This window comes from Agrobacterium sp. LR_9, assembly GCF_041954855.1.
Classification (GTDB): domain Bacteria; phylum Pseudomonadota; class Alphaproteobacteria; order Rhizobiales; family Rhizobiaceae; genus Agrobacterium; species Agrobacterium leguminum.
Genome location: NZ_JAVAYA010000005.1, coordinates 208,375 through 227,439, shown reverse-complemented (window position 1 = coordinate 227,439; position 19,065 = coordinate 208,375). Strand labels below are relative to the sequence as shown.

Here is a 19,065-nt window from a genome sequence, read left to right as displayed (position 1 = left end):
AAAGGTATAGTTTTTTGAAAGATGAGTATAGGTTTTCAAGATTAAATCCCCTATGCCTTTGCGAATGACGCTGCTTCCCCGCACCCGCCTCTGCCGTCGCATCGCCAGCGAAACCGCCGGCGTGGTCTTTCTGCGGGCGCCGGCGGGTGCGGGAAAAAGCGTGCTGCTGGAAATGCTCGCAAAAGAGCTCGGAACCGACGTGTGCCGGACGCACCAGCCGCGAAGCGACGAGATCGAAAATGGCTGTCTCCTGTGGGACGTGCCGGTTTTCGCGCGGGCGGCCCGCATGCCCGCCGCCATTCTGGAGGCGGTGCGTCTGGTGGTCATCGCCTGCCGGCCGGATCAACGGATCAGCGGACTGGCCCGGCAAATCCTGCATCGCGGTTCGCTCACCATCGGGCCGAATGAACTGCTTCTTGGTGAGGACGAGGTGAAAGACCTGCCACCTGAACAGAAGCGCCTCGCACTCCACGACTATGCGGGTTGGCCGGCTTTTCTGTCACTGGCGCGTTTTCCGAATGAAACGCTGTGTGTCGACTATCTGCGGGAAAACTACCTGCCGCATCTTTCTCCCGCCCAGACGGTTGAGCTTTCGTTCTGGCTGGAAAACCCCTCTGCGGAGCCAGAGGCGGACTGGACCGAACTGCTGCCGCCTTTCCTGACTGGAAATCCCGACAGCCACCCCACCCTGATACGGCTTCTGGGCGTGGCTGCTCGGGAACGTCTCGCCACGCTGCAGGCCGGCAGCGCGGTGGTGGAGGTCGCATCGGCTTTCGAAAAGGAAGGCCGGGCGCTTGCGGCCATGGCGATGCTGCTCGACCGTGGTTACGAGACCCATGCCGCGCAAATCCTTGAACGCGCCCATGGGCGCGAGCTGATCTATCGAAGCAGCGTCGACAGGTTTCGCGAGATCATCATGCGGTTTTCGCAGGATATGATCGCAACGAATGAAACCGTGCTCTTCGCCGTCACCCGCGCCCTGCTGAAACAGGGGGAATTGCAGCGCGTGCGCCATCTGCTCGGCAAAAGTCTCGGGTCGGATTATCTCGATCCGCTGAAAGTGCTTGCCCGTGGCTCGCGGTTTTCCTTCGCCGCACGCACCTTCCGGCTGAACCTGATGATTGCCGAGGACCTGACGCCCAATGACGCGGTGATAACCCGCCTCGCCGAGTTCATGGCCGACTACCCCATGGACGACCACGGCAAATGGGCGGCCTATTATAATGCGTTGCTGGAATTCGAAATCCGCCGCCGCAATTTCCGCGAGGCCGAGGCCGCCGCCGCACGCGCCCTGATCTATCTGCGCAAAATGGGCGGACAGCCGCTGCTCCAATTTTTCATCCATCTACACCAGATCGTGCTGCGGCTGATGAGCGGCGATACGCTTCTGGCGCGCCACGCGGCGCAGGAGGCGCGTGCGCGGCTGGAACAGGTGCCGCATGACGCCGTGCAGGAGTTCCGGATGCTGCGGCTGGCGGAAGCGTGCCTTGCCTATGAGGCGGGAAAACCGCGCGATCTCCTGCATTTCGTCGAACATGAATTCGATCATTTCGCCGCGGCCGAGATATGGCCGAGCCTGATGCAGTTCGCCCTGCATTATGCCTCGCAGGTGCTGATCGATCATTTTCCGATGACTGTGCGCCCCGGTTTTCTAGACGGTCTGTGGATCCACCTTTCGGAAGGGCTGCAATTCCACGCGATGATGGAGATCAGGACGGCCATCGCCTATCAGAACGCCAACCGCTGGGCGGATGCGGCCGCGACGCTTTCGGCGATCCGCATGCCAATGGGCCGCAACTGGGTGGAAAGTGCGCATGAGGATCTTTCCCGGCTGACACGCCGAGACGAAATCGCCTATGTCATGGCATGGCTGCGCGATGCGGTGCATCTTTTCACGCCACGCGCCTATCTCTCCCGGCAGATCGACGCGATGATCGCCAATCCCAAGGTCACCAACCGTGAGAAGGTCGCGCTGAAAATCTGGCAGAGCTATGCCGCGCACCAGCGCCGCGACAATGCCGCCGCACGCGCCCATATCCTCACCGCTCTTGAATCGGCAACCCGTCTTGGCTGCAGCGGCGTCCTGTCGGAGGAGCGCATCTTCCTCTCACCGCTCCTGAACAATCGCCGCATCCGCAGCTTCATCGAAACCTCGTCCGATGTCCGCACCGCGCTGTCGATTTTCGCCGCCTCGGTGAATTCACCGCAGGCCCGCGCCCTGCATGGCGGGCTTTCGCAGCGGGAAGCGCAGATGCTGCAACTGCTGGCCAGCGGCATGTCGAACAAGAAGATTGCCCAGACGCTCAACATCTCGGAAGTGACGGTGAAGTTTCATCTCGGCAACCTGTTCCGCAAGCTGGATTGCAAACGCCGCGCGGAGGCGATCCGCGCGGCGAAAGCACTGGGCTGGCTATAAGACTCAGCGGTTGTTCTTCTTGCGCCATTCGGCAAAAGCCGTCTGGTGCTCTTCCTTCGTGCAGGGGTAAAGCCCGATGATCGTCTGGCCGGCCTTGACCTGTTCCACCACGAAATCCTCGTAAGCCGTCATTTCCACCGCCTCGGTCGCCACCTCGTCGGCAATGCCAGCCGGGATGACGATAACGCAATCGGCGTCACCAACGATGATGTCGCCCGGAAACACCGGCGCATCGCCGCAGCCAATCGGGCCGTTGATCTCGATTGCCTCGTGTTTGGTGAGGTTGGTGGGGCTGGAAGGGCGGGTGTGGTATGCTGGAATATCCAGCTCGGCAATGGTGGCCGCATCCCGGAAACCGCCATCGGAAACGATGCCGGCACCGCCGCGAACCATCAGGCGGGTCACAAGAATATCGCCGGCCGAGGCGGCGGTCGCATCCTTGCGGCTGTCCATGACGAGCACATGGCCCGGCGGGCATGTTTCGATGGCGACGCGCTGCGGATGGGCGGGATTGCGGAATTCAACAAGCTGGTTGCGGTCTTCGCGCGCCGGCATATAGCGCAGGGTAAATGCCGGGCCCACCATGTTCTTGCCTTTGTAGCCGAGCGGGCGCACACCCTGAATGACCTGGTTGCGCAGACCGCGCTTGTAAAGCGCCGTCGCCAGGGTAGCGACGGAAATCGTCATCAGTTTTTCGCGCGTTTCATTGTTCATGTCTGTCTCCTCGCAATGGGCGGATGGATGTGTTTCAAGTCCTGTGAATGGGCTCGTCTGTGAAGACGCCGCCCTGATATTTCGCTATCGCGGCCTCCGGGTCGGGGTGCGGTACGTCGCGTTCGATTTCCGCCCGGTAATGTGCAGCATTGTCGCGCCGCTGCCAGCCGAGAAAATCGACATGGGAATTGTCCCACCAGCTGTCGTCATTGGCCGAAACGCCCCAGATGACCGGGCAACCGAGTTTCTGCACGCGGAAGGTGGCCTCGATCAGCGAGACGAAGTCACCGTAGCTGAGCCAGGTCGATAGCATCCGCCAGTTGGAGGGCTTTTCTTCGCAAGACCCTATACGGACGATGGCCGTCTCCTGGCCGAATTTGGAGTGGTAGAGGCTTGCCATCGCTTCACCGAAAATCTTCGAGACGCCGTAAAGGCCGTCCGGCAGAAAGGGCGTTTCCGGCTCGAGCTGCTGTCCCTGCGGATAATAACCGATCGTGTGGTTGCTGGAAGCGAAGAGAATGCGCGGCAGGCCGTTCTGCCTCGCCGCTTCGTAAAGATTGTAGACGCCGCGAAGATTGGCGGCCTCGATGGGATCAAAAGCCTTTTCTACCGAAATACCGCCGAGATGGACGATGCCATCGCAGCCCTTCACCAGTTCATGAACCGCCGCCTCCTCTTCGAGCCGGCAGCGAACAAGCTCCTCATGGGGTGCTGCCTCACCGAGATCGACGACGTCGGAAAGACGGATCGTCTCGGCGACATGGCCAAGCCGCCCGCGCAGCATGCTGCCAAGCTTGCCGCCGGCGCCGGTGATGAGTAATCGCTTTAACATGTCGCGTCCTCAGAAAATATCGGGCTCGCCGGCGGTGCGGCCGAAATCCGTCTGCAGGAAGTCGAAATCGCAGCCTTGATCGGCCTGCGTGACATGCTTGGAGAAGAGATAACCATAACCGCGTTCATAACGCGCTGCCGGCGCCTGCCAGGTGGCGCGGCGGCTGGCGATTTCCTCTTCGCTGACCAGCATGTCGAGACGACGCTGCGGCAGATCGAGGCGCACGATATCGCCGGTCTTCAGGAGCGCCAGCGGGCCGCCGACGAAGCTCTCCGGTGCGACATGCAGCACGCAGGCGCCATAGGAGGTGCCGGACATGCGGGCATCGGAAATGCGCACCATGTCGCGGTGACCCTTCTTGATCAGCGCCTTGGGGATGGGCAGCATGCCCCATTCCGGAAAACCGGGACCGCCGAGCGGACCGGCATTGCGCAGCACCAGCACATGATCCGGCGTGACATCGAGGTTTTCGTCGTCAATCGCCTTCTTCATCTCCGGATAGCTGTCGAAGACCAGCGCCGGGCCCTCGTGAACATGGTATTTCGGATCGCAGGCGGCGGGCTTGATGACAGCGCCATCCGGACAAAGATTGCCGCGCAGCACCGCAAGCGAGCCTTCCGCATAAACGGGATTATCGAGCGAGCGAATGACGTCGTCATTATAGACCTTCGCACCCTCGAGGTTTTCGCCCATGCTGCGGCCGGTCACGGTGAGCGCCGAACAGTCGAGACGGCTTTCGAGCTGCTTCATCAGCGCCCGCAGACCGCCGGCGTAATAGAAGTCCTCCATCAGATAGTCTTTGCCGGAGGGGCGAACATTGGCGATGAGCGGCGTGACCCGGCCAAGTTCGTCCAGTTCATCCAGCGTCATCGGCACGCCGGCGCGCCGCGCCATGGCGATCAGATGCACGACGGCATTGGTGGAGCAACCGGTCGCCATGGCGACGATGGCGGCATTGCGAAAGGCGGTCGCGGTCAGAATACGGTCCGGCGTCAGCTCCTCGGCCACCATTTCCACGATACGCCGGCCGCAACCTGCCGACATGCGCTGGTGTTCGGCATCCACCGCCGGAATGGAGGAAGCTCCCGGCAGGGTGAGGCCAAGGGCGTCGGTGATGGCGGTCATGGTCGAGGCGGTGCCCATGGTCATGCACACACCGGCGGAGCGGGCAATGCCGCCCTGCACGCCACGCCATTCCTCGTCCGTGACGTTACCGGCACGGCGCTCGTCCCAATATTTCCAGGCATCCGAACCCGAACCCAGCACCTTGCCGGCATAATTGCCGCGCAACATCGGGCCTGCCGGCAGATAGATCATCGGCACACCGGCCGAGATCGCGCCCATCACGAGGCCGGGTGTCGTCTTGTCGCAACCACCCATCAGCACCACCCCGTCGAGCGGATGCGAGCGAATCATTTCTTCCGTCTCCATCGCCAGCATGTTGCGATAGAGCATCGATGTCGGCTTGGTGAAGCTTTCGTCCACCGAGAGCGACGGCATTTCGACGGGGAAACCACCGGCCTGCAACACGCCGCGTTTCACGTCCTTCACCCTTTCAGGGAAATGCGAGTGACAGGTATTCAGCTCCGACCAGGTGTTCAGGATACCGATGACGGGTTTGCCGACAAAATCCTCCTCCGCATAACCGAGCTGCATCATGCGTGAGCGGTGGCCGAAGCTGCGCAGGTCGTCGGGAGCGAACCAGCGGTCGGAACGGAGTTTTCTATCGGTCATGTCAATGGTCCTGCGTTGCGGGTTGCGCCAAAGGCTGTCAGTCCTGCCGGAGCGTCAGCCCGCTCGTCGTATCGAAAAGATGGATATGTTCCAGCGGCGCCGACAAACGGATGACTTCGTCCGCCGATGTCGAGGTCTGGCCGGAAAGATGCAGCGTCACCCGGGTGCCATCGCCGAGATTACCATAGAGATAGGATTCCCCGCCCAGCTGTTCTGCGGTGCGCACAGACATGGTCAGCGCGCCGCCCTCACCCGGCTGCACATGGTTCGGGCGGACGCCGAGCGTCACCTTCTGGCCGGGCTTGTAGGAAAAGCCGGTCTGCGGTAGCGGGATCAATTCGCCGGTGGCGATCTTCAGCGACGGCGTTGCATCCGACGTCACTTCGCCGGCAAAAAAGTTCATCTTGGGCGAACCGATGAAGCCTGCCACGAAGAGATTGGCCGGGCGGTTATAAAGATCGAGCGGCACACCGAATTGCTCGAGCTTGCCGGCGCGCAGGACGGCGATCTTGTCGGCCATGGTCATGGCTTCCACCTGATCGTGCGTCACATAGATCATGGTATTGCCGAGACGCCGGTGCAGGCTTGAAATCTCGCCGCGCATGTCGACGCGAAGTTCCGCATCGAGGTTGGAAAGCGGCTCGTCGAAAAGGAACACGCGCGGCTCGCGCACCACCGCGCGGCCGATGGCGACGCGCTGGCGCTGGCCGCCCGAAAGGTCCTTCGGACGACGCTCCAGCAGCTGGTCGATCTGCAGCATCTTGGAAACCTGGGAGATCTTTTCGGCGATGTCCTTTTTGGAGGTGCCGATGTTCTCAAGCCCGAAGGACAGGTTTTCGCGCACCGTCATATGCGGATAAAGGGCATAGGACTGGAACACCATGGCAAGGCCGCGATCCGCCGCCGGCACGGTGTTGACCACGTCGCCGCCGATGACGATATCGCCGCCGCTCAACTCCTCGAGACCGGAGATCATGCGCAGCAGGGTCGACTTGCCGCAGCCGGAAGGGCCGACGAAAACACAGAACTCGCCGTGTTTGATATCGAGATCGACACCCTTGATCACATCGAGGGCACCATATGTCTTTTTGACCTGACGAAGCTGAATACTTGCCATTGTCGTGTTTCCTCCCTGAGGATTATTTGCCGCCCGTCGATGCAATGCCGGTGGCGATGTATTTTTGCAGGAACATGAAGACCAGCGCGATCGGGGCGAGTGTCAGCACCGTCATGGCCAGAAGATTGCTCCATTCCGTCGTCATCTCCCCCTGGAAGGAGTTGAGCGCCAGTTGCAGGGTGAAGTTGTCGTTGCGGGTCAGAACGATCAGCGGCCAGAGGAAGTCGTTCCAGCGCCACATGATCGCAAGGATGGCAAGAACGGCAAGCGCCGGAGCCGAAAGCGGCAGGATGATGCGCCAGTAGATTTTCCACTCGCTCGCCTTGTCCATACGCGCCGCATCGAGGATTTCATCCGGGATCGTCAGCATATATTGCCGCAGCAGGAAGACGCCCGTGGGTGTCGCTGCACCGGGAATGATGACGCCCCAGAGACTATTGATCATGCCCAGCTGGCTGGTGATGAGAAACAGCGGCACGAGCACGACGGTCTGCGGGATCATCAGCGTACCGACAACCAGCGCCAGCACCGCACCCCTGCCCTTGAACTGGTATTTCGAGAGCGCGAAGGCCGCCATGGAATTGACGATCAGCATGATGATGGTGGAGGTCACCGTGATGAAGGTCGAGTTCCAGAAATAGAGCGGGAAATTGAAGCGCTGGAAAAGCTCGGTGTAGTTTTCCGTCGCCAGCGCCACTTTTTCAGCCGGTTTCAGCTCGTTGAACGGCATCTTCAGGACTTCGGTTGGCTTGGCCGGGTCAACCACCTGGGCCACGAGGCCGATGCGGCGGACCATGCCGAACTTGCGGCCATCCTTGTCGACATAGGCCGGCAGCGGCGCTGCCTGCCCATCCACCACCACGGTTTCCTGGCTATAGGGCAGAAGGCGCGGCGGAAAGCGTTGAAGGTCGGCCTCAGTCTTGAACGATGAGAGCACCAGCCAGACGACGGGACCGAACATCATCAGCACGGCCACGCCGAGATAGGCGTAGGACAGCCAATCGGTCCAGTGCAGCTTGCCGTTACGGCCGCGGGTACGGGTCAGAAATGCGCCAATCCTAGCCATCGACCTTGCTCCTGTTTGCCCGGAATTGCAGGGCGGTCAGCACCACGAGCACCACGGCGAGCAGCAGCGAAGCGGCAGCCGCAAGGCCGAAATTGCGGGGCGTCCCGGCAAAGCCGGTCTGATAGATGAACTGAATGATGAAGGTCGTCGCCGAACCGGGGCCGCCACCCGTGAAGGCAAAGACTTCGTCGAAGGTCTGTACGCCCTTGATGAGCGACAGGACGAGAACGACGAGCATGGTGGGTGCCAAAAGCGGCAGCGTGATGCGCCGGAAGATACGCCAGGGGCTCGCCTTGTCGAGCTGCGCCGCCTCATAGACATCGCGCGGGATCGCCTGCAGGCCGGCCAGAAGAATGAGCGTGTAAAAACCCATATGCGCCCAGACCGACAGGAAGACCGACCAGCCGAAGGCAAGATTGGCTTCGAGCAACCAGTCGACCGAACCGAGGCCCAGCCCCTCCATCGCCGCATTGAGAACGCCGAAACGCTGGAGAATCCACTTCCAGATCAAGGCCACAACGACGGGCGACAGCAGCACGGGGAAGAAGAAGACGGCACGGAAGAACCCGCGCGCCCGGATATCGCGGTTAAGCACGATGGCCGTGATCAGCGAGAAGCCGACCATGAAACCGACCTGCAGCACCACGAAGAAAACCGTGTTCCAGACGGAGCGCCAGAACAGGTCACGCTGACAGGAATTGGGGTTGAGGTAATTCTGACAGGAAAGAAGGACCGAGAAATTTTCGCCGCCCACGGCAGGGCGTTCGGAAAGCAATATGTGTTCGCTGCCTGTCACGGAATAGGCCATGTTCAGCACGATCGGCAGAAAGGCGAAGACCGCAAACAGAATCAGGTTGGGTGTGAGAAACACCCAGGCAATTCGCCGATGGCCGAGAACCTTTTGCAGAAAGGCAAAGGGCAGTTCAACGATGCCCATCACGGGCGCAAGAAATTTATACATGAGGGTCCTCCTTCGATCCGGCGCGGCGCGGCATGCGCCGCGCCGGAAGGCGATGGATCACTTCGCCTGTTTCAACGCTTCCTCGAGGTCCGTCTTCGCGCGGGCCATGGCCTCATCAACGGTGCTTTCACCGACGATGGCCTGCGTGATGCGCTGGACGGAGATGTTGAACATGGCGCGATTGTTCTTGTAACCCTGATAGGCATAGGCAATCGGGCTGAGGCCGGGGATCTGGTCCAGCCAGGCGTTCATGGCCTTCTGCGTCGCAGGCGTCGCACCGGTATAGGTCACGCCCTTGTCGGCCACGGCCTTATGGGCCGGAACGTTGCGGGTGCGAACGGTGAAGTCGAGATAATTCTCGTCCTGAGCCATGAAGTTCAGGATATCGGCAACGATCTTCGGGTTTTTGGTCTGCTTGAAGCCGACGATGCCGGTACCACCAGGCATGCCGGTGCAGGCTACGCCACCGCAGGGCTGCGGCACGACTTCCCAGTCAAAGGCATCGCCCACCTGGCTGTCGAAACGCGCGGTCTGCCAGCTGCCGGAATAATAATAGACCAACTGGCCGTTGATGAATTCCTGCGCGGCGTCACGGTAGGTATTGCCGCCCTGTCCAGCCCAGACGTCACGCGCCATGGTGCCGTCCTTGTTCCATTCCACGAATTTCTTCACGAAGGTCGTGAAGCCTTCATCAACCAGAATGGGCTTACCATCGGCGTCGAAAATCTTCGCGCCATAGGAAATGGCCGGGCCGGCAATGCGGTGGCCGGAACGGTCGATGGCCATCGGGTAAGGCGTGCCGGTTGCCTTGGCGACGGCATTGGCGGCCTTCGCCCAGTCGTCCAGCGTCGCATCCTTGCCGGGAACGGCGACATTGGCCTGATCGAACAAAGTGCGGTTGATGAAGGCGCCGGTGATGGTCAGCTGGGTATGCATGCCGTAGATGCCCTTGTCGTCAGGGCCGCTGCGATACCATTTCAGCACGTTGGAGAAATTGTCTTCCCAATATTTCGCGTCCACATAGGGCGTGAGATCGAGATAATAGCGGTTGAGGCCGCCAAGGTCGGTCACGGTTGCGAAATCCGGGCCGCTGCCGCCGGCAAGCTGCACGGGCAGGCCTTCCAGCAGCGCCTTGTAGGGCACGACGTCGGTGACGATCTTCACGTCCGGATGCTGCTTTTCGTAACGCGCGAGAATGTCTTTCAGAATTTCGCAGCCGTTGCCGTCATAAGCGCAGGTGAAGCGCACTTCCTCAGCCGCCTGGGCCGCGCCCGCAAAGGACGCCGCGCCAATGGCGAGCGCCAATGCCATGCTGTATTTACCGATCATCTCTTTTCCTCCCTTAGATGATTATGCGTTGGCGGATGCGCGCGGAGCCCAGCCCTTGATCCATTCGCCTTCTGCGGCGTCGGACAGGCGGACCGGCTTTCCTTCCCGCACCGAGCGATAGATGGCGGTGACGAGTTCGATGGACTGCAAACCATCGTTCACAGTCACTTCCTTACCGCCGCGTCCTTCCATCGCGTCAGCAATGGCTTCGACAAAACCGGCAAAGCCGTTTTCGCCATCGCCGACCGTCGCCAGAACGGCGTCGATCTGGTCCTGCGTGGTCGGTGCACGGGCGATGAAGCGCCATGTGTCTTCGGCCGGGCGATAGGGCAGCGTGCCGCTCTCGGCGGTGAAGCCTTCGAAGCAGAAACGGAGTCGCGACGTATCTTCGGCGGCACCGAGCGTCACCGAGCTCGTCGCCAGCGCACCGCTTTTCATGCGGAAGCTGAGCGCCGCGCAATCTTCGGTTTCGATCGTGTTGACGCGCGTATCGGCCATGGCGAACACTTCGTCGACCGGGCCGAGAACGTGGCAGAGAAGATCATGGGCGTGGATGGCATGGCCAAGGATAGCGCCGCCGCATTCGCCCTTCCACGTACCGCGCCACGGAATGTCGTAATAGCTGGCGCCACGGTTCCAGTGAACTTCCGAACTCGCGACAAAGGCCTTACCCGCAAGGCCGGCATCGATGAGCGCGCGAAGCTGCCGCATCGCATGTCCGAAACGGTACTGGAAGACGGGAAACACGCCACGGCCGGTCTTTTTGACGGAGTCGATCAGCGCATTTGCCTCCTCAAGCGAGCGGACGAGCGGCTTTTCGCAGACCACATCCTTGCCCGCCGCATGTGCCTTCAGCGTCACGGGAAAATGCAGGTGCGGCGGCAGGCAGACGTCGATGAGCTGAATGCTCTCATCGGCCAGAATCTCATCGAGATCGGTCGTCAGACGGATGGACGTATCCTCACCCGCCACGGAGCGGGCGCGCTCGAGATCGAGGTCGCAGATCGCCTTGACGGAGAAGCGCTCCGGCAACGCCTGATAACCCTTCAGATGCAGGGCGCCGATGCCGGCACCAACGATTGCAACGCCAATCATGCCTTTGCTCCTTCGGCCTTGGCCTGCGCCTGAAGCGACAGGTCGCATACCTTGAACACATGCTCCTGCGTCATCGCCGTTTCGGTGCGGTTGCGGATGTCGTCGCACAGCCGGCCGAAATAGGGCAGGCCGGCACCGGAGGCGTCAATATATTCGCAGCGGTCCCCATTCACGAGAATGAGACGGTCGGTGCCTTCCTTGTTGCCGACATCGACATATTTGCGCAGTTCGATGTAACCCTCGGTGCCGAGGATCGTGAGGCGGCCGTCGCCCCAGGTCGGCAGCGCATCGGGCGTGTACCAGTCGACGCGGATATAGCCGTGGCCTTTGTCGCCGCGCAGCACCACTTCGCCGAAATCCTGCAGGCCCGGATCGCGCGGGTTGGCATAATTGGCAACGGTGGCAGCCACGATCTCCACTTCGGTCGAACCGGTGAAGAACATGAACTGGTCGATCTGGTGGCTGGCGATATCGGTGATGATGCCGCCGTAAGCTTCACGCTCGAAGAACCACTTCGGGCGGATCTGGCGGTTCAGACGGTGCGGGCCGAGACCGACGGTCTGGATCACACGGCCGATCGCACCCTGCGCAACGAGTTCGGCGGCCTTGGTCACGCTCGGAACTTCAAAACGCTCGGAGAAATCGACAGTCCAGATGCGCTTGGTCTTCGCCACCGTCTGGCGAAGGCGATCGAGCTGTTCGAAGGTGGTGCAGCCCGGCTTGTCGGACATGACGTCCTTGCCGGCTTCCATGGCGGCGATGGCAAGATCGGCGCGCTTGGAGGGAATGTCGGCGATCAGCACGAGATCGATGCTGCCATCGGCCAGCAGAGCTTCCTTCGAGGTCGCGCGCGGCACATCCGGGAAGCGCTTGACGAAGCCTTCCACCACGTCTGGCTCGCCTTCGGTCCACCAGCCGGCGAATTCTGCGCCAGCATCCAGCATGTTCTGGGCCATGCCGAAAATGTGCCGGTGCTCTATGCCGAGAGCGACGAACTTGATTGCTTTAGTCATCCTGCAGTTCCACTTCCTTGCCGGTGTCGGCCGAGTTGATGATCGCGTCGATCAATCTGTGAGACAAAAGAGCCGCTTCGCCGGTGACGACCGGGACGCGCCCTGAGGAGATGGCGTCTGCGAAATCTTCGAAGACGCCCTGATGCCATTCATGCGTGAAAGCCATGGGGTCGGCCCCGCCGCCCGTGCCGGATGCCGCGCCGCCAAAGGTCTCCTGCCGGCCATCGCGCCAGTCGACATGCAGGAGGCCCGAGGCGAGCCGCAGGCTGGCATTGTCGAAATGCAGGACAATCGATTCCGGAGCGCCGGGGAAACTTGCGGTGCTTGCGACCAGCGAGCCGACAGCGCCATTCTTGAAGCGCAGGCCGGCCGCGACATAATCCTCGGTTTCCATGCGATGAAACCGCGTCGTCGCCGCCATGGCCTGAACGCGCGAGACCGGCCCTGTAAGGCTCAGCGCCAGATCGATGGTGTGGATTGCCTGGGAGATCAGAACACCGCCGCCGTCACGCGCCAGGGTGCCGCGACCGGGTTCATCATAATAGGATTGCGCGCGCCACCACGGCACGGAAATTTCGCAGAGACCAAGCGCCCCGAGCGTCCCGCCATCCACAAGCTCACGGGCTTTTTGCGATGCAGCCCGCATGCGGTGCTGGAAGATGATGCCGAGCGTGACGCCGGCCTCACGACAGAGGGCGACAAGGCCGCCGGCTTCCTTCGTGTTCCGGGCGACGGGCTTTTCCATCAGAATGTGTTTGCCCGCCTTTGCGAGCTGTCCGACGATATCGATGCGGGCATTCGGCGGCGTTGCGACGATGGCGAAATCGACATCCGCATCGCGCGCGGCTTCCTCGACCGAGGAGTAAACGACGATCTCATATCCGGTATGTTTCGACGCTTCGGCGGCCAGCGCGCTGGCGCGGCCGGAGCCACCGTCGACTAAGCCCTTCAGGCGAATTTTTTCCGGACTTGCCGCACAGGCGAGCACATGCGTCTTCGCCACCATTCCGGCGCCAACGATGACGCAGGTCTTGATATTTTGCATTTCGGGAGCCTCCTTCCCAATACGCGATCATTTGCATACCGGTATGCCGGTTGTCAACAGACTTGTGTTCCGGTATACCGGTTATGAAAGTGCTGGAGGGTATATGCCAAAAATTCCCGTAACAGGTGGGACCGTGCCGACAATGGAGCGATTGGATCTTAATCGTCCGGTCGTGGACCAGATCTATTCCGCGCTGAAATCGGCGATCCTTTCCCGGGAGCTTTTTCCCGGCCAGGCGGTTTCGGAGAACGAAATCGGACAGTTGTTCAATTCCAGCCGAACGCCGGTGCGCGAAGCGCTGAGCCGCCTGCGGGATGACGGCCTGATCGTCACCCTGCCAAGCCGCGGCACCTATGTCTCCAGATTATCGGAAAAGCACATTCGCAGCGCGCAGTTCATCCGCGAGGCGCTGGAGGTCGCTGCGGTTTGCAGGCTATGCCAGATCGGCATAACGGCGGAGGCCGAGCAGGAGATCGAACACGCCCTCACCGGCCAGCGTGCAGCCATGCACCGCGGGGACAGAAAGGCTTTCCGTGTGCATGACGACCAGTTCCACAGCGCGCTTGCCGCCGCGACGGGGCTTGAGAGGCTGGAGACGCTATTGATCCGCGAAAAGGCGGGGCTGGACCGTCTGCGCGCGCTCGCCATCACCGACGAGGCGCATATGGCGCGGCTGCTCTCCGAACATGAGGCGGTTTACGATGCGATCAAGGCCGGGGACGAAGCCCGTGCGACCGATGGTTTGCGCAAACACCTGAGACGCGTCCTCGGCATTCTTTCGCAGGTTTTCGAGAACCACCAGGACTATTTCGAATAATTCCGCACCATCATCTTCAACGGTTCGAGCATCATGAATACGGCAAATCCTGAAAAAGCGCTCGCCATGTCGCAGGCGAAACTTCTGTGCGACACGATGAGCACGCTTGCTGAATCCCCCGTTTGGGATGAGCGGCGACAGGCGCTTTTCTGGTGCGATATACTCGGCAAGGCGGTGCGGTCCGCAGCGCTCGAGCCCGGCCTTTATCGCGAATGGGCGTTTCCCCATACGGTCTCGAGTCTCGGTCTCTGTCGGAACGGCGACCTCATCGTCGCCTGCGGTATGGATATTGTCATCCTCGATCCGGAGAGCGGCAAAACACGCCTTCTCCATTCCCTGCCGTCACCGGACGGCATTCCCTGCCGGCTGAACGACGGACGGATCGGCCCCGACGGCGCCTTCTGGGTGGGAACCATGCACAATGTGCCACTCGCGGACATGGAGCCCCATGGTGAACTTTGGCGGATCACCGAAAAAAGCGCCGAGCGCATGCAGACCGGCCTGACATGCCCGAATGGCCTCGCCTTTTCCCCGGACGGCTCCATCATGTGGCAGAGCGATTCCGTCCAGAAATGGATACGCCGGCGAAAATTCGATAGCAGAAACGGCACATTCGATGAGGGCGTGCTGGTGGCCCGGATGACGGAAGAGACGGGAAGACCCGATGGCGGCTGTCTCGACAGCAGCGGCACCTATTACAGCGCTGGCGTTTCCGCTGGCCTGTTGAACGTTTTCACGCCCGATGGCAAGCATGCGGAGGTGCTCGCAGCGCCCGTCCCGCACCCCACCATGCCGTGCTTCGGAGGACCTGATTTCAGCCTCCTTTTTCTGACGTCACACCGCCACAACATGTCCGAAGACCGGCTGGCGAAAGCACCATTTTCGGGCGGCGTCTGGGCGATCCCGACAAAAACGAAAGGCTTTGCCGCCTTTCGTTTTGGCGAAGGCGGATAAAGCCCGGAAACCGGATCAGGATTCCTACTCTTCCCGGAAGGCGCGGCTGATCTGGTCGGTCAGCGGCTTGGCGATATAGGACAGCGCCGTCCTTTCGCTGGTCTGAATGAACGCCTCGGCCGGCATGCCCGGCACCAGCGGCGCATTGTTCAGCTTCTGCCGCTCGGAAACCGGCACGGAAATCCGCGCCAGATAATAGGAGAGACCGCTGCGCTGATCGGTGGTGATATCCGCCGCGATGCGGCTGACATGGCCTTCCAGTTCCGGCGTGACACGCTGGTTGAAAGCGGTCATGCGCAGCATGGCCTTTTGCCCCACCTGAAGCTGATCGATATCCTTCGGCACGATCTGCACCTCCAGCGCCAGCTCGTCTCCGTCAGGCACGATGAACATGATCGGATCCGCCGGCGTCACCACGCCGCCCACCGTGTGCACGGCCATTTCATGCACCACGCCGGATTGCGGCGCGACGATATCGATGCGCTTCAGCTCGTCTTCGGCGGCAACCTTGCGCTCGACGAATTCGCCCATCTGCGCCTGTATTTCCCGCAGTTCCCGCCCGACCTCGGTGCGCAATTCCTGATCGATCTGCAGGATTTGCAGCCTGGTTTCGGTGATGCGCCCTGCCGTCTGCGCCTGATAGGCGATTTTTTCGCCGCGCTCGCCGCCGAATGTCGCGGCCTGCGTCTGCAGGCTGTTCAGCCTCTGCACCGAAACGATACCCTGTTCGCGCAGCGATTTCTGCGAGGTGATTTCAGCCTCCAGCACGGCAAGGCCGTTATCATAGGCGACTTCCTGCGCCTTCAGCCCCTCAATCTCATGTTCGAACTGGGTGATGCGTTCGGAAAGCTGTGCTTTGCGCCCTTCGCGATAGGATTTGCGGAATTCGAACAGCTTGGTCTCGCTGCGCATGGCGGAGGCGACATCGGCATCGTCTTTTCGCGCCATCAACGCCTGCGGAAAAACGAGCTCCGGCAGATCGTCGCGCTCGGCCTCCAGCCTTGCCATGCGCGCATTCAGCTCATCCAGACGCTTGGTCACGATGGCGAGATTGGCGCGGGTCTGGGTCGCATCAAGGCGCATGACGACATCGCCGGCCTTTACCCTGTCGCCCTCATTCACCAGAATTTCGCCGACGACACCGCCACTCGGGTGCTGCACCTTCTTGCTGTAAGAATCCACAACCAGATGGCCGGAGGCGACAACCGCGCCGGCAAGATTGGTCGTCGCGGCCCATCCGCCGACGCCGACCAGCAGCGCAACACCCGCGGCAAGGCCGGCAACAAGATGTTTGCGGATGGAGCGGGACACATGGCTGCGCTGGTCAATGTTTGACATCCGCCTCTCCTTCCTGGCTGTTCTCTTCACGGACGTCTTCCAGCACCAACGCCTGCGGCTGGGTATTGGCGACGACGCGCAGCGGCGAGATCGTCTGGGCGGATGCGGTAAATCCCTTGGCCGCCTGCGCCTGCGGAACGCGCAGTACCTTCGACAGAACCTCGTCGCGCGGGCCGAAGGCCTTCATCCGCCCCTCTTCCATCATCAGAATGAAATCGACAGCACCGATGGCACTCGGCCGGTGGGCAACGACGACGGCAATGCCGCCTCGCGCCTTGACCGAGGCAATCGCCTTGACCACGGCGGCTTCGCCTTCCGCATCGAGATTGGCGTTGGGTTCGTCCAGCACGACGATGAAAGGATCGCGGTATAGCGCGCGGGCAAGGCCGATGCGCTGGCGCTGCCCGGCGGAAAGCGCCGAACCCGCCTCGCCGATATCGCTGTCATAACCCTTTTCGAAACGCAGGATCAGTTCATGCGCACCCGCAGCCCTGGCCGCCGCGATGATGGCGTCAGGATCGGGATTATCCTCGAAACGGGAGATATTTTCACCGATCGTGCCGTCGAACAGCTCCACGCCCTGCGGCAGATAGCCGATATGGCGGCCCAGCGCCTCACGGTCCCATTGCTCGAAACTTGCACCGTCCAGCCGTACCTTGCCGGCCGCCGGCATCCACGCGCCGGTGAGAATGCGCGCGAGCGTGGATTTACCCGAGCCGGAGGGACCGATGACGCCGAGCGCGTTTCCGGCGGTCACGATGAAGCCAAGCCCGGTGACGGTCGGTTTTCTTTCTCCCGGCGGAACGATGGCGACGTTTTCGACCCGCAGTTCCTTTTCAGGCTTCGGCAGGGCCATGGCGGCGGCATTGGCCGGCATCTGTGCAAAAAGCTCCCTCAGCCGCGCCCAGCTCTGCCGGGCGGCCACGAAGGACTTCCAGTTGGAAATGGCGAGATCAACGGGCGCGAGCGCCCGGCCCATCATGATCGAACTGGCGATCATCACGCCGCCGGAGGCCTCCTGATTGATGACGAGCCACGCGCCGACCGCCAGAATGGCCGATTGCAGCACGACCCGCAAAGACTTCGCGATGTTGCCGAGACCGCCGGCCACATCTCCGGCCTTGCGATTGGCGGCGAGATAGGCCTCGTTGGAAATTTGCCAGCGTTTTCCGAGCCGGCCGCCAAGCCCCATGGCCTGCACGACTTCGGCATTGCGGCGCGAGGCCTCCAGCTGCCGGTTGCGGGCCATATTCTCGACCATGGTGTCGCGGATCGGCTTCTGCGAGAAGATATTGGTGAGGATCGTCAGGGAGACAAGCAATATCGCGCCGGCGAGCGCCGTCACACCGATCCAGAAGTGAAACAGAAAACATATGCCAAGATAAAGCGGCATCCACGGCAGATCGAAAAAGGCGGTCGGCCCCGTGCCGGAGAGAAAACCGCGCACATTATCGAGATCGCGCAGCGGCTGGAGACCGTCGCCCGGCATGCGGTTGACGAGCGGCAGACGCACCACCGCATCATGCACCCTGCCGGAATAACGCATGTCGAAATCTTCACCGATGCGGATCAGAACGCGGGCGCGGATGATATCGAGCAGGCACTGGAAGCCGTAAAGGCCAAGCGCGAGAATGGCGAGCCCGACCAGCGTCGGCAGGCTGCCGCTTGCCAGGACCCGGTCATAAACCTGCAGCATGAAGAGCGGCGACGTGAGCGCGAGTATATTGACCACGCCGCTGACGAGCGCAACGCCGAGAAATGTGCTTTTAAGGGGCGAAACAACCGCCGCAGTGAGGGACTGCGGCGGCGTCTGCTGGTGGTTTTGAAAGCCCACAGCCTGATTTTCCTTTACGCGGCAAGCGCCGATGCGCTGGCGAAAATGAAGTCCGATGCGTCGAGCACATTTGCATCGACGCCATTCAGTGTGACGGAGACGGACGTGTCTGTGGCAGAAAGGATAACGGCATTTCCATTATCGTTATACCACAACAAATCGTCCACCGAAGTTGCCCCCCAGGCGGAAACGTCAAGCGTATCCGTGCCATCCTGGTAGCCGTAGGTGCCGGTCGGGCCAGTCGCCACAACGTCGTTGCCGCCGGAGAATACGAAGGTGTCTGCGCCGGCAAAGCCGGTCAGGGTGTTGGAGGCAGCCGTATCCTCGATGACCGTGCCAGTGGCCGCGAAGTAATCATAAAAACCGGCAAGCGAACCGAAGCGGGCGAGCTGATAAACGGCAAGATCGAGAAGATCGCGGGCACCGGCAAGCGAGTAGGCGCTGTCGGGATCGATCAGCAGTTCCTGCTGGCTGACGGCGATGCCGCTGGTGGACTGGCTGTAGCCAGTGCCCAGAACGATGCTGTCGACCGAACCCGTCAGGTTGCCCTGGGAGTACTGCAGAGCGCCGCTCATGACGATGCCCTTGCCGCCGGTGCTGCCATCGCCCCACGCCTCATAGGTCGTGTTCGGATCGATGGTGGTGGTGGCGAGAGAGCTGGTCTGAGCGTCGTAGAACGCACCGTATGTCGAACCGAAACCGCTCGTCCAACCGTTGAGGTAGCCGATCAGATCGGAGGAAGACTGCGTCAGTTGAATTGTGGTAGCCATAGGTGTACTCCTTTGCTGGCCAATATCGAT

At 61.3% G+C, this 19,065-nt stretch carries 16 protein-coding genes; 3 read left to right on the top strand and 13 right to left on the bottom strand.

Features of this window, described 5'->3' with window-relative positions:
• Positions 1 to 64 precede the first annotated feature (64 nt).
• The gene (locus RAC79_RS08980) at positions 65 to 2,416 is read left to right on the top strand and encodes a LuxR C-terminal-related transcriptional regulator (RefSeq protein ID WP_174039919.1); all 2,352 of its coding nucleotides are present in this window, start codon (positions 65 to 67) and stop codon (positions 2,414 to 2,416) included.
• Between the two features lie 3 nt (positions 2,417 to 2,419).
• On the opposite strand, the gene RAC79_RS08975 is transcribed toward RAC79_RS08980, so the two are convergent.
• Genes RAC79_RS08975 through RAC79_RS08930 form a run of 10 tightly spaced genes read right to left on the bottom strand, consistent with a single transcriptional unit; the run spans position 2,420 to position 13,322 of the window.
• The gene (locus RAC79_RS08975; protein WP_078052504.1) at positions 2,420 to 3,130 is read right to left on the bottom strand and encodes a ribonuclease activity regulator RraA; all 711 of its coding nucleotides are present in this window, start codon (positions 3,128 to 3,130) and stop codon (positions 2,420 to 2,422) included.
• Between the two features lie 34 nt (positions 3,131 to 3,164).
• Positions 3,165 to 3,962 carry an NAD(P)-dependent oxidoreductase gene (locus tag RAC79_RS08970; RefSeq protein ID WP_125145763.1) on the bottom strand — a complete coding sequence of 266 codons (798 nt, stop codon included), beginning with the start codon at positions 3,960 to 3,962 and terminating at the stop codon, positions 3,165 to 3,167.
• A gap of 9 nt (positions 3,963 to 3,971) precedes the next feature.
• The gene (gene araD, locus RAC79_RS08965; RefSeq protein WP_174039920.1) at positions 3,972 to 5,696 is read right to left on the bottom strand and encodes an L-arabinonate dehydratase; all 1,725 of its coding nucleotides are present in this window, start codon (positions 5,694 to 5,696) and stop codon (positions 3,972 to 3,974) included.
• Between the two features lie 37 nt (positions 5,697 to 5,733).
• Entirely contained in the window at positions 5,734 to 6,813 is a 1,080-nt protein-coding gene (locus RAC79_RS08960; RefSeq protein WP_142844647.1) for an ABC transporter ATP-binding protein, read from the bottom strand.
• 22 nt (positions 6,814 to 6,835) lie between these two features.
• On the bottom strand, positions 6,836 to 7,879 hold the full coding sequence (locus RAC79_RS08955; RefSeq protein ID WP_121490429.1) for a carbohydrate ABC transporter permease: 1,044 nt from the start codon (positions 7,877 to 7,879) through the stop codon (positions 6,836 to 6,838).
• Positions 7,872 to 8,840, bottom strand: a complete 969-nt coding sequence (locus RAC79_RS08950; RefSeq protein ID WP_174039921.1) for a carbohydrate ABC transporter permease — start codon at positions 8,838 to 8,840, stop codon at positions 7,872 to 7,874. The genes RAC79_RS08955 and RAC79_RS08950 overlap by 8 nt, the downstream gene beginning before the upstream one ends.
• Before the next feature lie 57 nt (positions 8,841 to 8,897).
• Positions 8,898 to 10,169 carry an ABC transporter substrate-binding protein gene (locus RAC79_RS08945; protein WP_065657218.1) on the bottom strand — a complete coding sequence of 424 codons (1,272 nt, stop codon included), beginning with the start codon at positions 10,167 to 10,169 and terminating at the stop codon, positions 8,898 to 8,900.
• Between the two features lie 21 nt (positions 10,170 to 10,190).
• Positions 10,191 to 11,264, bottom strand: a complete 1,074-nt coding sequence (locus tag RAC79_RS08940; RefSeq protein ID WP_125145767.1) for a Gfo/Idh/MocA family protein — start codon at positions 11,262 to 11,264, stop codon at positions 10,191 to 10,193.
• Positions 11,261 to 12,277 carry a Gfo/Idh/MocA family protein gene (locus RAC79_RS08935; protein WP_065657216.1) on the bottom strand — a complete coding sequence of 339 codons (1,017 nt, stop codon included), beginning with the start codon at positions 12,275 to 12,277 and terminating at the stop codon, positions 11,261 to 11,263. Before RAC79_RS08935 ends, RAC79_RS08940 begins: the two co-directional genes overlap by 4 nt.
• Positions 12,270 to 13,322, bottom strand: coding sequence for a Gfo/Idh/MocA family protein (locus RAC79_RS08930; protein WP_374996975.1), 1,053 nt, complete (start codon positions 13,320 to 13,322; stop codon positions 12,270 to 12,272). Before RAC79_RS08930 ends, RAC79_RS08935 begins: the two co-directional genes overlap by 8 nt.
• A 103-nt stretch (positions 13,323 to 13,425) precedes the next feature.
• Here RAC79_RS08930 and RAC79_RS08925 point away from each other — a divergent pair, with 103 nt between their 5' ends.
• On the top strand, positions 13,426 to 14,139 hold the full coding sequence (locus RAC79_RS08925; protein ID WP_035240481.1) for a GntR family transcriptional regulator: 714 nt from the start codon (positions 13,426 to 13,428) through the stop codon (positions 14,137 to 14,139).
• A gap of 33 nt (positions 14,140 to 14,172) precedes the next feature.
• Positions 14,173 to 15,093 (top strand): SMP-30/gluconolactonase/LRE family protein, encoded by a 921-nt coding sequence (locus tag RAC79_RS08920; RefSeq protein WP_174039923.1) that lies wholly within the window; start codon positions 14,173 to 14,175, stop codon positions 15,091 to 15,093.
• Positions 15,094 to 15,117: 24 nt separating this feature from the next.
• Here the strand turns inward: RAC79_RS08920 and RAC79_RS08915 are convergent, their stop codons facing one another.
• From RAC79_RS08915 to RAC79_RS08905, 3 genes are read right to left on the bottom strand one after another with little or no spacing between them, the layout of a single operon-like run.
• Positions 15,118 to 16,431: an HlyD family type I secretion periplasmic adaptor subunit gene (locus tag RAC79_RS08915; protein WP_174039924.1), complete on the bottom strand. Its 1,314-nt coding sequence runs from the start codon at positions 16,429 to 16,431 to the stop codon at positions 15,118 to 15,120.
• Positions 16,418 to 18,265 carry a type I secretion system permease/ATPase gene (locus RAC79_RS08910; RefSeq protein WP_174039925.1) on the bottom strand — a complete coding sequence of 616 codons (1,848 nt, stop codon included), beginning with the start codon at positions 18,263 to 18,265 and terminating at the stop codon, positions 16,418 to 16,420. Before RAC79_RS08910 ends, RAC79_RS08915 begins: the two co-directional genes overlap by 14 nt.
• 14 nt (positions 18,266 to 18,279) lie before the next feature.
• Complete coding sequence (locus RAC79_RS08905) at positions 18,280 to 19,035, bottom strand: hypothetical protein (protein WP_078052495.1); 756 nt, start codon at positions 19,033 to 19,035, stop codon at positions 18,280 to 18,282.
• Positions 19,036 to 19,065 lie beyond the last annotated feature (30 nt).

Bases quoted from the DNA above. Each gene is read 5' to 3' on its own strand.
- RAC79_RS08980 (WP_174039919.1), top strand. From the start codon at position 65: ATGACGCTGCTTCCCCGCACCCGCCTCTGCCGTCGCATCGCCAGCGAA.
- RAC79_RS08975 (WP_078052504.1), bottom strand. From the start codon at position 3,130: ATGAACAATGAAACGCGCGAAAAACTGATGACGATTTCCGTCGCTACC.
- RAC79_RS08950 (WP_174039921.1), bottom strand. From the start codon at position 8,840: ATGTATAAATTTCTTGCGCCCGTGATGGGCATCGTTGAACTGCCCTTT.
- RAC79_RS08945 (WP_065657218.1), bottom strand. From the start codon at position 10,169: ATGATCGGTAAATACAGCATGGCATTGGCGCTCGCCATTGGCGCGGCG.
- RAC79_RS08955 (WP_121490429.1), bottom strand. From the start codon at position 7,879: ATGGCTAGGATTGGCGCATTTCTGACCCGTACCCGCGGCCGTAACGGC.
- RAC79_RS08925 (WP_035240481.1), top strand. From the start codon at position 13,426: ATGCCAAAAATTCCCGTAACAGGTGGGACCGTGCCGACAATGGAGCGA.
- RAC79_RS08960 (WP_142844647.1), bottom strand. From the start codon at position 6,813: ATGGCAAGTATTCAGCTTCGTCAGGTCAAAAAGACATATGGTGCCCTC.
- RAC79_RS08970 (WP_125145763.1), bottom strand. From the start codon at position 3,962: ATGTTAAAGCGATTACTCATCACCGGCGCCGGCGGCAAGCTTGGCAGC.
- RAC79_RS08930 (WP_374996975.1), bottom strand. From the start codon at position 13,322: ATGCAAAATATCAAGACCTGCGTCATCGTTGGCGCCGGAATGGTGGCG.
- RAC79_RS08935 (WP_065657216.1), bottom strand. From the start codon at position 12,277: ATGACTAAAGCAATCAAGTTCGTCGCTCTCGGCATAGAGCACCGGCAC.
- RAC79_RS08920 (WP_174039923.1), top strand. From the start codon at position 14,173: ATGAATACGGCAAATCCTGAAAAAGCGCTCGCCATGTCGCAGGCGAAA.
- RAC79_RS08915 (WP_174039924.1), bottom strand. From the start codon at position 16,431: ATGTCAAACATTGACCAGCGCAGCCATGTGTCCCGCTCCATCCGCAAA.
- RAC79_RS08905 (WP_078052495.1), bottom strand. From the start codon at position 19,035: ATGGCTACCACAATTCAACTGACGCAGTCTTCCTCCGATCTGATCGGC.
- RAC79_RS08940 (WP_125145767.1), bottom strand. From the start codon at position 11,264: ATGATTGGCGTTGCAATCGTTGGTGCCGGCATCGGCGCCCTGCATCTG.
- araD (WP_174039920.1), bottom strand. From the start codon at position 5,696: ATGACCGATAGAAAACTCCGTTCCGACCGCTGGTTCGCTCCCGACGAC.